This window comes from Streptomyces sp. CG4, assembly GCF_041080655.1.
In the GTDB taxonomy this organism is placed as follows: Bacteria; Actinomycetota; Actinomycetes; order Streptomycetales; family Streptomycetaceae; genus Streptomyces.
Map to the genome: position 1 here is coordinate 6,588,251 of NZ_CP163525.1, position 14,716 is coordinate 6,602,966.

The 14,716-nt window shown below is 71.2% G+C and carries 11 protein-coding genes and 2 tRNA genes; 7 read left to right on the forward strand and 6 right to left on the reverse strand.

The window, feature by feature from the left end:
- Positions 1–414: 414 nt before the first annotated feature.
- Positions 415–1,092, reverse strand: a complete 678-nt coding sequence (locus tag AB5L52_RS30085; RefSeq protein WP_369367200.1) for a vancomycin high temperature exclusion protein — start codon at positions 1,090–1,092, stop codon at positions 415–417.
- Positions 1,093–1,245: 153 nt separating this feature from the next.
- Between AB5L52_RS30085 and AB5L52_RS30090 the strand changes: the two genes are divergently transcribed.
- The 4 genes from AB5L52_RS30090 (at position 1,246) to dnaG (ending at position 6,806) form a co-directional block, all read left to right on the forward strand.
- Positions 1,246–2,100 (forward strand): sirohydrochlorin chelatase, encoded by an 855-nt coding sequence (locus AB5L52_RS30090; protein ID WP_369367201.1) that lies wholly within the window; start codon positions 1,246–1,248, stop codon positions 2,098–2,100.
- Positions 2,101–2,216: 116 nt separating this feature from the next.
- Positions 2,217–3,485 carry a deoxyguanosinetriphosphate triphosphohydrolase gene (locus tag AB5L52_RS30095; protein WP_351020552.1) on the forward strand — a complete coding sequence of 423 codons (1,269 nt, stop codon included), beginning with the start codon at positions 2,217–2,219 and terminating at the stop codon, positions 3,483–3,485.
- A 114-nt stretch (positions 3,486–3,599) separates the two neighbouring features.
- Positions 3,600–4,862: an FAD-dependent oxidoreductase gene (locus AB5L52_RS30100; protein WP_351020554.1), complete on the forward strand. Its 1,263-nt coding sequence runs from the start codon at positions 3,600–3,602 to the stop codon at positions 4,860–4,862.
- A gap of 39 nt (positions 4,863–4,901) precedes the next feature.
- Entirely contained in the window at positions 4,902–6,806 is a 1,905-nt protein-coding gene (gene dnaG, locus AB5L52_RS30105; RefSeq protein WP_369367202.1) for a DNA primase, read from the forward strand.
- A 6-nt stretch (positions 6,807–6,812) separates the two neighbouring features.
- Here the strand turns inward: dnaG and AB5L52_RS30110 are convergent, their stop codons facing one another.
- Positions 6,813–7,157 (reverse strand): hypothetical protein, encoded by a 345-nt coding sequence (locus tag AB5L52_RS30110; RefSeq protein ID WP_369367203.1) that lies wholly within the window; start codon positions 7,155–7,157, stop codon positions 6,813–6,815.
- Between the two features lie 188 nt (positions 7,158–7,345).
- On the opposite strand from AB5L52_RS30110, the gene AB5L52_RS30115 reads away from it, so the two are divergent.
- Positions 7,346–8,623, forward strand: coding sequence for an RNA polymerase sigma factor (locus AB5L52_RS30115; protein ID WP_369367204.1), 1,278 nt, complete (start codon positions 7,346–7,348; stop codon positions 8,621–8,623).
- Positions 8,624–8,655: 32 nt separating this feature from the next.
- Here AB5L52_RS30115 and AB5L52_RS30120 read toward each other — a convergent pair whose 3' ends face one another.
- From AB5L52_RS30120 to AB5L52_RS30135, 4 genes are all read right to left on the reverse strand, one after another.
- Complete coding sequence (locus AB5L52_RS30120) at positions 8,656–10,584, reverse strand: ABC transporter ATP-binding protein (RefSeq protein ID WP_351020562.1); 1,929 nt, start codon at positions 10,582–10,584, stop codon at positions 8,656–8,658.
- On the reverse strand, positions 10,584–12,317 hold the full coding sequence (locus tag AB5L52_RS30125) for an ABC transporter ATP-binding protein (RefSeq protein WP_369367205.1): 1,734 nt from the start codon (positions 12,315–12,317) through the stop codon (positions 10,584–10,586). Before AB5L52_RS30125 ends, AB5L52_RS30120 begins: the two co-directional genes overlap by 1 nt.
- A 166-nt stretch (positions 12,318–12,483) precedes the next feature.
- Positions 12,484–13,935 (reverse strand): FGGY family carbohydrate kinase, encoded by a 1,452-nt coding sequence (locus tag AB5L52_RS30130; protein ID WP_351020566.1) that lies wholly within the window; start codon positions 13,933–13,935, stop codon positions 12,484–12,486.
- Positions 13,936–14,079: 144 nt separating this feature from the next.
- Positions 14,080–14,385 (reverse strand): YtxH domain-containing protein, encoded by a 306-nt coding sequence (locus AB5L52_RS30135; protein ID WP_351020568.1) that lies wholly within the window; start codon positions 14,383–14,385, stop codon positions 14,080–14,082.
- Positions 14,386–14,543: 158 nt separating this feature from the next.
- Here AB5L52_RS30135 and AB5L52_RS30140 point away from each other — a divergent pair.
- Positions 14,544–14,616: transfer RNA gene (locus AB5L52_RS30140), tRNA-Asn, on the forward strand.
- Between the two features lie 6 nt (positions 14,617–14,622).
- A tRNA-Asn gene (locus AB5L52_RS30145) sits at positions 14,623–14,695 on the forward strand.
- Positions 14,696–14,716: the final 21 nt, after the last annotated feature.

A 14,716-nucleotide genomic window follows, 5' to 3' on the forward strand; every position in this document is an offset into this window, starting at 1 on the left:
GCCGCCGACCGCCAGCGCCCGCCGAGCGACGGCGACCGCCACGGATCGTCCGCCACCGCCCGCCACCGACGGTGACCATCACCGATCGTCCGCCACCGCCCGCCGACCGCCGCCCGCGAGCGCCTGCCCGCCAGCACCCGTCCGTCACCGCATGCCGCCGCCCGGCCCACCGTGAGGCGCCGGCCCCGACCGCCCGCCACCGACCCTCTGCCAGCGTCCGCCGACTGCCGGCGACCATCACCGATCGTCCGCCAGCTCCCGCCGGTCACTGCCTGCCGCCGCCCGGCCCACTGTGAGGCGCCGGTGACCGACCGACGGCGACCGCCAGCGCCCGTCGCCGACCGCCACCGATCCCCCGCCAGCACTCGCCCGTCACCGCCCGGCGCCCGCCCGTCACCGCCCGGCGCCCGCCCGTCACCGCCCGGCCGCCAGTGCCCGCGTCACCCCCGGCTCCTTCGGTCCGAGGAACGTGGGATCCGGGTGGAACACCGCGTCCAGCAGCGCCTTGCCCGCCGCGAACACCTCGCGTGTCCCGCCGTAGTACCAGGTCACATCGTGCGTCGCGTCGACCCCGACCCCGTACGAGTCGACCCCCGCCGCCCGGCACAGCGCCACCGCCCGCCGGATGTGGAAACTCTGGCTGACCAGCACGGCCCGGTCCACCCCGAAGATCTTCCTGGCCCGCACACAGGAGTCCCAGGTGTCGAACCCGGCGTAGTCGCTGACGATCCGCCGGTCCGGCACCCCGTGCTTCCTGAGATAGCCCCGCATGGCGTCGGGCTCGTCGTAGTCCCTGCGGCTGTTGTCCCCGGTGACGAGGACGACCTCGACCCGGCCCGCCCGGTACAGCTTCGCCGCCGCGTCCAGCCGGTTCGCGAGGTACGGCGACGGCTCACCGTTCCACAGCCCGGCCCCGAACACCACGGCGACCTGCGCCCGCGGTGCGTCCGCCGTCGTCCGCAGCCGGTCCGCCGTGGACACGTACAGCCAGGTCACCGGCAGCAGCGCCAGCACACACCCGGCCATCACGGCCTGCACCAGCCGCCGCTGCCCCCGACGGGTGCGCGGCAGCCGAGGTCGACGGATCTTCATATGGCCCCCCGGAATCGGCTGTCGACCATCAAGGACGTGCTCGACGCCGCTCCGGTTCGCCTCACATCGTGCGTGTGTACGACGTGAACCCGTGGAAAACGCTCGTGACGGCCCGGCAACGGCCATGCAACCTGACCCCGGCAGGATCCTTCCATGACGGCGTCGCACCCTTCCCGCCCCGAGTCCTTCGCCCGCCTCGACAGCACGGCGAACCTCATGAACAGCATCGGCAACGAGCTCGCCGGCCAGCTGCGGCTCGTCTCCCCGCTCGGCGGCCGCCGCCCGGCCCGGCCCGCCCTCGTCCTGGTCGCCCACGGCAGCCGCGACCCGCGCGCGCTGCAGACCGTACGGGCCCTGCGGGACCTCATCGGTGAGCTGCGCCCCGGCCTCGCCGTCCACCTGGGCCACATCGAACTGAACGAGCCCCTCCTCCCGGACACCCTCGCCGCCCTGGGCGACACCCCCGCCGTCCTGGTCCCGCTGCTCCTCTCCCGCGGCTACCACATCAAGCACGACATCCCCGCGATGGCCGCCACGGCGCGGGTACGCGCACACGTGGCCACCCCGCTGGGCCCGCATCCGCTCCTGGTGGAGACCCTCTACGACCGCCTGCTGGAGGCCGGCTGGCCCACGCCCATGGACGCGGCCACCCGCCGCGCGTGCGCGGTCGTCCTCGCCGCGGCCGGCTCCCGCGACCCCGACGCGGCCACCGACACCCGCCGCACCGCCCGCTCCCTCGCCGACCGCCTGGGCGTCCCGGTCGTTCCCGCCTATGCCTCGGCGGCGACCCCGACCGTCCCGGCGGCGGTCCGCGCACTGGCGGCGCGGGGCCGCCACCGGGTGGCGATCGCGTCGTACTTCACGGCCCCGGGCCGCTTCGCGACACAGTGCGCGGAGGCAGCGCCATGGATCGCCGCGGATCCTCTGGGCGCCCATCCGGCGATGGCCCGCCTGGTCCTGCAGCGTTACGAGGAGAGCGTGACGACGCGAGGGGCGACAGCCGCCTAGTAAGGGCGCGGGGCTGTACCGATGTGCGGCTCCGCCGCGTGGGCGCGAGAAGCCACGCACAGCCGGTAGCCGCGAGATCACGGAACTCGGCGGATCAGTAGGCTTACTGTCGAGTCATGGACGGCACCGCGCTCAGCTACAGCCCCGCCGCACTGGAACGCTACGCCCCCGAACCGGACAAACGCCCCGGCCGCACCGCCTTCCAACGCGACCGCGCCCGCATCCTCCACTCCGCCGCCCTACGCCGCCTCGCGGGCAAAACACAGGTGGTCACCCCAGGAACCCGCAGCCGGGTATGGGACGCCAGCCCCCGCACCCGACTCACGCACTCCCTCGAATGCGCCCAGGTGGGCCGAGAGCTGGGCGCGGCCCTCGGCTGTGACCCCGATCTCGTGGAAGCCGCCTGCCTCGCCCACGACCTCGGCCACCCGCCTTTCGGCCACAACGGCGAACAGGCCCTGAACGCCTTCGCCGACGACTGCGGCGGCTTCGAGGGCAACGCCCAGTCCCTCAGACTCCTCACCCGCATCGAGCCCAAACGATTCACCCCGGAGGGCTCCGTCGGCCTCAACCTCACCCGCGCCGCCCTCGACGCCGCCACCAAGTACCCCTGGCCGCGCGGCGCCCACCCCACCGACCCGGCCTCGCGCAAGTTCGGTGTCTACGCGGACGACCGCCCGGTGTTCGACTGGGTCAGAGCGCACGCCCCCGGCACCCGCACCTGCTTCGAGGCCCAGGTCATGGACTGGTCGGACGACGTGGCGTACTCGGTGCACGACGTCGAGGACGGTCTGCACGCCGGGCACATCGACCCCAACTGCCTGCACGCCGAGCCCGAGCGGCAGGAGGTGTTCCGCGTCGCCATCGGCAGGTACGTGCCCGCCGGCACCGACCCGGCCGAACTCTCCGCCGCCCTCGACCGGCTCCAGGACGAGGAGTGGTGGCCGCACGGCTACGACGGCACGGCGGTCGCCCAGGCCCGCCTGAAGGACGCCACCAGCCAGCTCATCGGCCGGTTCTGTCTGGCCGCCGAGGGCGCCACGCGCGCCGCGTACGGCAGCGGCCGGCTCACCCGGTACGGCGCCGAACTCGTCGTACCCCGCGAGGCCCGCATGGAGTGCGCGGTGCTGAAGGCGGTCGCGGACCGGTATGTGATGCAGCGCGCCGAGCAGGAGCGGCTGCGCGCGGACCAGCGGGTGATCGTGGCGGAGCTGGCTCAGGCGTTGACCGCTCGCGCGCCGGACGGTCTCGATCCGCAGTTTCGGGCCCTGTTCTACGGGGCAGGCGACGACCACGCGCGCAAGCGGGTGATCGTCGACCAGATCGCCTCCCTCACCGATGCCTCCGCACGTTCCCTGCACGCGAGACTGACGGGGCATATGTGAGAGGAACGTGACGCGCGGTGGCCTGATCGGGTCACTCCCTCTTCCCGCAGCACGGCGTGTGCGGGACGCTCGCCTAGGGCGGCATATGGCGGCACCCTTACGAGGAGGCATCAAGTGGTCGACGCGGATCAGACATTCGTCATCGTCGGGGGCGGTCTCGCCGGGGCGAAGGCGGCCGAAACGCTCCGGGCGGAGGGCTTCACCGGCCGGGTGATACTGATCAGTGACGAGCGCGACCACCCCTATGAGCGCCCGCCGCTGTCCAAGGGCTACCTGCTCGGCAAGGAGGAGCGCGACAGCGTCTTCGTGCACGAGCCCGCCTGGTACGCGCGCAACGACATCGAGCTGCACCTCGGCCAGCCCGCCGTCGCGATCAACCGCGTGGACAAGACCGTCCGCCTCGGTGACGGCACCGTCATCCGCTACGACAAGCTCCTCCTCGCCACCGGTGCCGAACCCCGCCGTCTCGACATCCCCGGCACCGGCCTGGCCGGTGTGCACCATCTGCGCCGGCTCGCGCACGCCGAGCGGCTCAAGGGCGTGCTGACCTCCCTCGGCCGGGACAACGGGCACCTGGTGATCGCGGGCGCCGGCTGGATCGGCCTGGAGGTCGCCGCGGCGGCCCGTGAGTACGGCGCGGAGGTCACGGTGATCGAGCCGCTGCCGACCCCGCTGCACCATGTGCTCGGCCCCGAGCTGGGCGGCGTCTTCGCCGAGCTGCACCGCGGGCACGGCGTCCGCTTCCAGTTCGGGCGGCGGCTCACCGAGATCGTCGGCCAGGACGGCATGGTCCTCGCGGTCCGCACCGACGACGGCGAGGAGCATCCGGCGCACGACGTCCTCGCGGCGATCGGCGCGCTTCCGCGCACCGGCCTGGCCGAGGCGGCGGGGCTGGAGCTGGCCGACCGGGCGCGGGGCGGCGGTGTCGTCGTGGACGAACGGCTGCGGACGTCCGACCCCGACATCTACGCGGCCGGTGACGTCGCCGCCTTCCCGCTCGATCTCTTCGGGACCAGGATCCGGGTCGAGCACTGGGCCAACGCCCTGAACGGCGGACCGGCGGCGGCACGCTCGATGCTGGGCCAGGACGTGGTCTACGACCGGGTGCCGTACTTCTTCACCGACCAGTACGACCTGGGGATGGAGTACAGCGGATGGGCGCCGCCGGGGTCGTACGACCAGGTGGTGATCCGGGGGGACGCCGGCAAGCGGGAGTTCATCGCGTTCTGGATCGCGGAGGGGCGCGTGCTGGCCGGGATGAATGTGAACGTGTGGGATGTCACAGACCGGATCCAGCAGTTGATCCGGTCCCAGGCCCAGGTGAACCCGGAGGCCCTGGCCGACCCGCACGTCCCGCTGGACAGCCTGGCCTCCTGAACCGCCGGGGCTGTCGGTCCGCCCCCGTAGAATCACCTCGTGGCAGGACGGATCAACGACGAGGACGTGAAGGCGGTACGGGACGCGGTCCCGATCGACGCCGTGGTCTCCGAGTACCTCCAGCTGCGCAACGCGGGCGGCGGCAATCTCAAGGGCCTGTGCCCCTTCCACGACGAGAAGTCGCCGTCCTTCCAGGTCAGCCCGAGCAAGGGACTCTTCCACTGCTTCGGCTGCCAGGAGGGCGGCGACACCATCACCTTCGTGATGAAGGTGGACCACCTCTCCTTCTCGGAGGCGGTCGAGCGCCTGGCCGCCCAGGCCGGCATCACCCTGCGGTACGAGGAGGGCGGGTACAACCCGGCCCACCAGCGCGGCGAGCGCATCCGCCTGGTCGAGGCCCACAAGATCGCCGCGCAGTGGTACGTCGAACAGCTCGCGACCAGCCCCGAGGCCGACACCGGCCGCAAGTTCCTCGCCGAGCGCGGCTTCGACCAGGCGGCCGCCGAGCACTTCTCCGTCGGCTACAGCCCCCAGGGCTGGGACCACCTCACCCGCTATCTGCGCGGCAAGGGCTTCACCGACAAGGAGCTCCTGCTCTCCGGCCTCTCCCAGGAGGGCCGCCGCGGCCCCATCGACCGCTTCCGGGGCCGCCTGATGTGGCCGATCCGGGACATCGGCGGCGAAGTCGTCGGCTTCGGCGCCCGCAAGCTGTACGAGGCGGACAACGGCCCGAAGTACCTCAACACGCCCGACACGGCGATCTACAGGAAGTCCCAGGTCCTGTACGGCATCGACCTCGCGAAGAAGGACATCGCCAAGGCCAGCCGGGCGGTGGTGGTCGAGGGCTACACGGACGTCATGGCCTGCCACCTGGCCGGCGTGACGACCGCGATCGCGACCTGCGGTACGGCCTTCGGCGGCGACCACATCAAGATCCTGCGCCGGCTGCTGATGGACAACGGCTCGGCCCGAGTGATCTTCACCTTCGACGGCGACGCGGCAGGCCAGAAGGCCGCCCTGCGCGCCTTCGAGGACGATCAGAAGTTCGCCGCCGAGACCTACATCGCGATCGCACCGGACGGCATGGACCCGTGCGAACTGCGCCTCGCGAAGGGCGACGAAGCGGTGGCGGACCTGGTCGAACCCCGCACGCCGCTCTTCGAGTTCGCGCTGCGCCAGATCGTGAGCCGCTACGACCTGGACACCCCGGCGGGCCGGGCGGGCGCCCTGGACGAGGCGGCGCCGATCGTCGCCCGCATCAAGAACAGCGGCGCCCAGCACGAGGTCGCCGTCGAACTGGCCGGCATGCTCGGCATCCTCGACACCCAGTTCGTGGTCCGCCGCGTGGCCCAGCTGGCCCGCTGGGCGAGGGACCGCGGCGGCAGGGCTCCGCAGCAGGACCGCCCACGCGGCGCGGAGCAGCAGTGGTCGGCCGCCCGCCCCGCCTCCTCCGGCCCGGCCCTCACCCTGCGCAACCCCGTCTACGCCGCGGAACGCGAACTGCTCAAACTCGCCCTGCAGCGCCCCGAGCTGGTCTCCCCGGCCTTCGACGCGTACGGCGTGGACGAGTTCACCGCGCCGCCGTACGCCGCCGTACGTCAAGCGGTCGCGGAGGCGGGCGGCGCCGAGTACGGCGTCCCGGACTCGCAGGAGTATCTGGTCCGGGTCCGCGAGGCCGCACCCGACGACACCGTCCGTGCGATGGTCACCGAACTGGCCGTCGAGCCGATCCTGCGGCGCACGGTGGACGAGACCTACGCCGGCACGGTCCTGGTCCAGATCCGCCGCCGCGCCGTCGAGCGCCGCATCCACGACATCCAGTCCCAGCTGACCCGCCTGGCCACCGGCGGCGACCCGGCCCAACTGACCGCCGTCCAGAACGAGATGTGGGTCTTGCAGCAGTACGACCAGGCGTTGCGGGAGCGGGGCGCGGAGGCGCTGTGAAGGAGGCTAGCCCTCTTCTCGGGGCTGCTCGGGCGGGGTGATTCCGAAGTGGCTGGTGATCGCCTGCAGCTGTTCCATCATCGCCACCTGACCGGAGACCAGGGCACCGAGCAGCTTGCTGTGTTCCTGCAGCGTCTTGCCGTGCGCCTCCAGTGTCTTGCCGTGCTCAAGCTGCGTATCCCGCAGGGCCCTGATCACCTGCATGTCCGCGCGTCGTTGTACCTGAAGAGCCGCCACGTCGCTGTCCGACCCCACGGCAAGATTGCGGGTTGTCGTGTGCTCCGCCACGACCTCGTCCACCCGCGCCTCCAGCGCCTCCAGACGCCGCCGCAGCTCTTCCATCTCGCTCATGCCTTTCATCCTGCCCCAAGTCGGTGCGGACCAGTGCCCGCATATGCCAGTCGGATGGTCCAACGAGCTGAGTAACCGACCGGACACGGATGAGCCCATGAGCTTGCGCGTCCGGTTTTCGCCCCCGGATCACCAACCGGTCACGGACCGGATGCAAAAAGTCACCGCAAGCCCCTCGTGGCGGGGATGTGTCGTACTCCACACTGGGGGCGGTGTCCGAGTCCGCGGAGCGCAGGCCGTCGACTCTCCACTCCCGAAACCGCTGCCGCACACCTTCAGCAGTGATCATCCTGGAGGTCGCCCCCGTGCAGACCCAGACCCTCACCCAGACCGACAGCACCACCGGCACCGCCGCGGACGAGCCGGACGCGGAGCCGGACGTCCTCGCGGCCGTGCCCCCGCAGGGCCCCGCTGCCCGGCACCCGGAGGCGCCCGCCGCCGAACCGACGGAACCACCGGCGGAAGCCCTCGCGGACGAGCCCGTGGCGGCCGGCGAACCACTGGAGGCCGCCGAGCCCGTCGAGACACCGGTCTCGACCCGGGCCGACACCGGCGGCCCCTCCGCCGACCTGTTCCGCCAGTACCTGCGCGAGATCGGCCGTATCCCACTGCTCACGGCCGCCGAGGAGGTCGAACTCGCCCGCCGGGTCGAGGCCGGCCTGTTCGCCGAGGAGAAGCTGCTCAACACCCCCGATCTGGACAGCCAGTTGGCGCTCGATCTGGACCGGCTCGTCGTCATGGGGCGGATGGCCAAGCGGCGGCTCATAGAGGCCAACCTGCGGCTCGTCGTGTCGGTCGCCAAGCGGTACGTCGGACGCGGCCTGACCATGCTCGACCTCGTCCAGGAAGGCAACCTCGGGCTGATCCGGGCCGTGGAGAAGTTCGACTACGCCCGCGGCTACAAGTTCTCGACGTACGCGACCTGGTGGATCCGCCAGGCGATGTCCCGGGCCCTGGCCGACCAGGCCCGCACCATCCGTGTCCCGGTCCATGTCGTCGAGCTGATCAACCGGGTCGTGCGGGTGCAGCGGCGCATGCTCCAGGAGCGCGGCTACGAGCCGACGCCCGAAGAGGTGGCCGCCCATCTCGACCTGCTGCCCGAGCGGGTCTCCGAGGTGCTGCGGCTGGCCCAGGAACCGGTCTCGCTGCACGCCCCGGTCGGCGAGGAGGACGACGTCGCCCTCGGTGACCTGATCGAGGACGGGGATGCCGCGAGCCCCGTGGAGTCGGCGGCGTTCCTGCTGCTGAGGGAGCACCTGGAGGCCGTCCTCTCCACCCTCGGCGAGCGGGAGCGGAAGGTCGTACAGCTCCGCTACGGGCTCATCGACGGCCGGCCCCGCACGCTGGAGGAGATAGGCCGGCTGTTCGGGGTGACCCGGGAGCGGATACGGCAGATCGAGTCCAAGACCCTCAACAAGCTCCGCGACCACGCCTTTGCGGACCAGCTGAGGGGTTACCTGGACTGACCGGGGGCCGCCCGCCGGCGGCCCCCGTGCGGCTAGTCCACCTCGGCCACAGCCTGCGCGAACTGGGCCTTGTACAGGCGCGCATACGCACCGTCGGCGGCCAACAGCTCCGCGTGCGCGCCCTGTTCCACGATCGACCCGTTCTCCATCACGAGAATCGTGTCCGCGTCCCGGATCGTCGACAGCCGGTGCGCGATCACGAACGACGTCCGCCCCGCCGCCAGCTTCGCCATCGCCTTCTGGATCAGCACCTCGGTCCGGGTGTCGACCGAACTCGTCGCCTCGTCCAGCACCAGGATCGTCGGGTCGGACAGGAAAGCCCGCGCGATGGTGATGAGCTGCTTCTCACCCGCGCTGACCCCCGTGCCCTCGTCGTCGATCACGGTGTCGTACCCGTCGGGGAGGGTGCGGACGAACCGGTCGGCGTGCGCGGCCCGCGCGGCCTCCTCGATCTCCCCGCGGGTGACCTCCCTCGACGCCCCGTACGCGATGTTCTCCGCGATCGTGCCGCCGAACAGCCAGGTGTCCTGCAGCACCATGCCGATCCCGGACCGGAGTTCGTCCCGGGACATCCCGCGGATGTCGACCCCGTCGAGCGTGATCCGGCCCCCCGACACGTCGTAGAACCGCATCAGCAGGTTGACCAGCGTGGTCTTGCCCGCGCCGGTCGGGCCGACGATCGCCACCGTGTGACCGGGCTCCACCGTGAGCGAGAGGTCCTCGATCAGCGGCTTCTCCGGGTCGTACCGGAAGGACACCCGCTCCAGGCGCACCCGCCCGCGCAGCTCGGCCGGCCGCTCGCCCGGCACCGGATCCGCCTCCTGCTCCTCCGCGTCCAGGAGTTCGAAGACCCGCTCGGCCGAGGCGACACCGGACTGCACCAGGTTCGCCATCGACGCGACCTGCGTCAGCGGCATCGAGAACTGCCGCGAGTACTGGATGAAGGCCTGGACGTCACCGATGGAGAGGGAACCGGAGGCGACGCGCAGCCCGCCGACGACCGCGACCAGGACGTAGTTGAGGTTCGACACGAACATCATCAGCGGCTGCATCACACCGCTGTTGAACTGGGCCTTGAACCCGGCCTGGTAGAGCGCCTCGTTCTGCTCGGCGAACTGCTTCGCCGACTCGTCCTGCCGGCCGAACACCTTCACCAGGGTGTGCCCGGTGTACATCTCCTCGATGTGGGCGTTCAGCTTGCCGGTGGAGCGCCACTGCTGCACGAAGTGCGGCTGCGACCGCTTGCCGACCCGGGTGGCGACCACGAACGACAGCGGCACCGTCACCAGCGCGACCAGCGCCAGCAGCCAGGAGACGTAGAACATCATCACGAGCACGCCGATGATGGTCAGCACCGAGTTGATCAGCTGGCCCATCGACTGCTGGAGCGTCTGCCCGATGTTGTCGATGTCGTTGGTCGCGCGCGAGAGCACCTCGCCGCGCTGTCGCTTGTCGAAGTACGACAGCGGCAGCCGCGACAGCTTCGCCTGCACGGACTCGCGCATCCGGTACATCGTGCGGTTCACGGCCCGGTTGACCAGCCGGGTCGCCACCGCCATCAGCAGGCCGGCGACCAGGAACGTACAGAGCGCGAGCAGCAGGATGTTCCCGACGGCACCGAAGTCGATGCCCTTGCCGGGCGTGAAGTCGGTGCTCCCCAGCATGTCCGCGATCCGGCCCTTGCCGTGGGCCCGCATCTGGTCGAGGACCTGCTGCTTGGTGGCCCCGGCCGGCATCTGACGGCCGATGATGCCGGCGAAGACCAGGTCGGTGGCCCGGCCGAGGATCTTCGGCCCGATGACGCTCAGGGTCACACTGACGACCACGCACAGCAGCAGGCCGTAGATCGTGAGCCGTTCCGGTTTGAAGAGGGAGACGAGCCGTTTGCCCGACCCCTTGAAGTCCATCGAGCGCTGGTCGGGGCCGCCCCCGGCCATCATGCGACCCATGGGCCCGGCCATCAGGCAGCCTCCGCTTCCGTCAGCTGGGAGAGCACGATCTCCCGGTAGGTGTCGTTGCCCGCCATCAGGTCCCGGTGCCGGCCGGTGCCGACGACCCGGCCCTCGTCCAGCACGATGATCCGGTCGGCCTCCCGGATGGTCGCCACCCGCTGGGCGACGATCACGACGGTCGCCTCGGCGGTCTCGCGGGAGAGCGCCGCGCGCAGCGCCGCGTCGGTGGCGTAGTCGAGCGCGGAGAAGGAGTCGTCGAAGAGGTAGATCTCCGGGCGCTGCACGAGGGTGCGGGCGATGGCCAGGCGCTGGCGCTGGCCGCCGGAGACATTGGTGCCGCCCTGCGCGATCGGCGCGTCCAGGCCGCCCTCCAGCTTGCTCACGAAGTCCTTGGCCTGCGCCACCTCCAGCGCGTGCCACAGCTCCTCGTCGGTGGCGTCCGGGTTGCCGTAGCGCAGGTTGGTGGCGACGGTGCCCGCGAACAGGTACGGCTTCTGCGGCACCAGGCCGACCGTCTTCGCCAGCAGCTTCGGCTCGACCTCCTGCACGTCCACGCCGTTGACGAGGACCTCGCCCTCGGTGGCGTCGAACAGCCGCGGGACCAGCCCGAGCAGCGTCGACTTGCCGCTGCCGGTGGAGCCGATCACGGCGGTGGTCTCACCCGGCCGGGCCACCAGATCGACGGCCTTCAGCACCGGCTCCTCGGCACCCGGATAGCGGAAGCCGACGCCCCGGACCTCCAGATGGCCGTGCCGGCGCAGCTCGGTGACGGGCGCCACCGGCGGCACCACGCTCGACTCGGTCCCGAGGACCTCCTCGATGCGCTCGGCGCACACCTCCGCGCGCGGCACCATCATGAACATGAAGGTGGCCATCATCACGGACATGACGATCTGCATCAGATAGGCGAGGAACGCGGTCAGGTCGCCGATCGCCATGCCGCCGCTGTCGATGCGGTGCGCGCCGAACCACACCACCGCGATCGACGACAGGTTCACCACCGTCATGACGATCGGGAACATCAGCGCGAGCATCCGGCCGGTGGCCAGCTGCATCTCGGTCAGGTCGCCGTTGGCCTTCCCGAACCGTTCCTGCTCGTACTCGTCGCGGACGAAGGCGCGGATCACCCGGTTGCCGCTGATCTGCTCGCGCAGCACCCGGTTCACCGTGTCGAGGCGGACCTGCATGGACCGGAACAGCGGCCGCAGCCGGCGCACGATCAGCGTCACGGAGATGCCGAGCACCGGCACCACGGCGACGAGCACCCCGGACAGCGGCACGTCCAGGCCGAGCGCCAGCACAATGCCGCCCACGCACATGATGGGCGCCGACACCATCAGCGTGAACGTCATCAGGGCCAGCATCTGGACCTGCTGTACGTCGTTGGTCGTACGCGTGATGAGCGACGGCGCCCCGAAGTGACCCACTTCACGCGAGGAGAAGGACTGCACCCGTTCGAAGACGGCGCCGCGCACGTCCCGGCCGAGCGCGGCGGCGGTCCGGGCGCCGTAGTACACGGCACCGATGTTGCACACGACCTGCGCCAGCGAGATGCCGATCATCAAGCCGCCGAAGGACAGGATGTAACCCGTGTCACCCTTCACGACACCGTTGTCGATGATGTGCGCGTTGAGGGTGGGCAGATAGAGGGTGGCGCAGGTCTGCAGGAACTGCAGCAGCACCAGCAAGGCTATGGGTTTCTTGTAGGGCCTCAGATAGGTCCGCAGGAGTCGTATGAGCACGCTAGGTCTCTCGGAGTCGGCGACAGGGCCGGGTCGGTGTGCCCTTGGCCCCTATCGTCGGACACTCCACCCGCGTTACCTCAACCGAATTAACCCGACGGCGCAGCGCGTACGGCCCTCTGGACTCGGTTCGCGGAGCTCAGAGGGCCGGGGTGCTGCCGGTGCGCTAGGAGCGGAATGCTCCCGGGTGGGTCTGCTCCCGCACCGCCGCGAACTGCTGCCGCACCGCCTGCCCCACGGCCAGCTCGTCACCCGGCTCCAGCACCTGCGCCGCGGCCCCCTGCCAGGCGGGCGGGGTGCGCGGATCGAGCGTGCCCTGGGAAACCCCCAGCGCCCAGGCCGCCTGCCGGGCGGCGCCGATCGCCGCGTAGTCCGCGGGCTGCGGTACGACGACCTGCGCACCGAACAGCGAGGGCGCCGCGGCCTGCACCGCCGGCAGCTCGGCGGCCGGGCCCAGCAGGAAGATCCGCCGCACGTCGACGCCCCGCCCGCGCAGCACGTCCAGCGCGTCGGCGAGCCCGCACAGCATGCCCTCGAACGCGGCCCGCGCCAGATGCTCGGGCTTCATCGACTCCCGCCTGAGCCCGGCGATCGTCCCGGCGGTGTGCGGCAGGTTCGGCGTCCGCTCGCCCTCCAGATAGGGGAGCATGACCAGCCCGTGGGAACCCGGAGTGGACTTCATCGCCAGGTCGGACAGGCTCTCCAGATCCGGCAGTCCGAGCAGTTCCGCGGTGCCGCGCAGGGTGCGTACGGCGTTCAGGGTGGTGACGACCGGCAGGTGCATGCCGGTGGCGTCGGCGAGGGAGGTGATCATCCCGGACTGGTCGGCGAGCGCCTCGGGATGGACGGCCATCACGGAGCCCGACGCCCCCAGCGAGACGACGGCGTCCCCCAGCCCGATCCCCAGCCCGAACGCGGCGGCCATGGTCTCCCCGGTCGCCGCGGAGATCAGCAGCCCCTCCGGGGTCGTACCGGCCGCGTCCGACGGGCCGATCACCTCCGGCAGCATCGCCTGATGGCCGAGCGCCAGCTCGACCAGGTCGGGCCGGTAGGCACCGGTGCCGGCCGACCAGTACCCGGTCGAGGAGGCCCCGCCACGATCCGTGGTCCTGCGCACCGGGCGCCCGAGCAGCTGCCAGACCAGCCAGTCGTGCGCCTGCAGCAGCACGGCCGTTCGGCGGGCGTTCTCGGGCTCGTTCTTCGCGAGCCAGCGCAGCTTGGTGACCGGCTGCGCGGCCGACGGCACGCACCCCACGGCCTGCGCCCAGGCCTCGCGCCCGCCGAGCGCGTCGATGAGATCGGCCGCCGCGACCTGGGCCCGCTTGTCACCGCCGACCATGGCCGGGCGGACGGTGTTGCCCTGGGCGTCCAGCGGGATCAGCGCGTTCTGCTGGGCCGACACACCGATCGCCTGCACGCCCTCCAGCAGGCCGCCACCTGCGGCTTCGCCGAGGGAGAGCAGCCAGGCCTGAGGGTCCGTGTCGCTCGGGCGGGCGCCGTCCGGCGCCTCGACCGGATGCGGTGCGTATCCCTGCCGTAGTACGGCACCGGTGTCCGCGTCGCAGACCACGATGCGTGTGAAGTCCGGTGAGCTGTCCAGCCCGGCGACTATCCCCATGCGGAGAATTTTGCCGCATCGCCGCGCCGGCTTCGGCCGATGGGCGCCCAATGGGGTGGGACCGTCTCCGTAGCGGCGGGTGCGGGTCCGTGGTGGCCGGTCGCGCAGTTCCCCGCAGCCCTGGGGAAACGGCGCTCGGCCCGCTTACGTGTTGCTGGTGCCCCAGTCGTCCTCGGGGGTGCCGTTGAGGTTCCGCTCGCGGAGTGAGCGCACCCGCTGGGCGACGGTCTCGGGAACCCGGTCACCCACCCTGCCGCTGACCGTGTGGAAGGCCTTGCCGGCGTACTGGCGGCCCTGGTGGGCAGCGCTCTCGGCCGTGTTGCGGACGGCGGGGTTCTGGGCGATCCGCCGGGCGGACTTCTTCAGCTGCTCGTAGCGCTCGCGACCGGCCCTCGTGCCGAGTACGTAACCGAGGGCCAGTCCGGCGACGAACGTGAGCCGGTAGCGCATGACTGCCACCCTTCCCTTGCCTTGGTCTGCGGTGCGACGTGGGCGCCGGGGGAACCGATTGGCGGAGCACCCCCCTGCTTGCGCTAATGTATGTGTCGCAGCGAGCGCCCGCCCCCTGGCGAATACCCAGGTAGGTACGTTCGATGCAATCGAGGCGATCCTCCGTAGCTCAATTGGCAGAGCAGCCGGCTGTTAACCGGCAGGTTACTGGTTCGAGTCCAGTCGGGGGAGCTTCGGTCCTCCGTAGCTCAATTGGCAGAGCAGCCGGCTGTTAACCGGCAGGTTACTGGTTCGAGTCCAGTCGGGGGAGCGCAGTGAACGAGGACCCCTT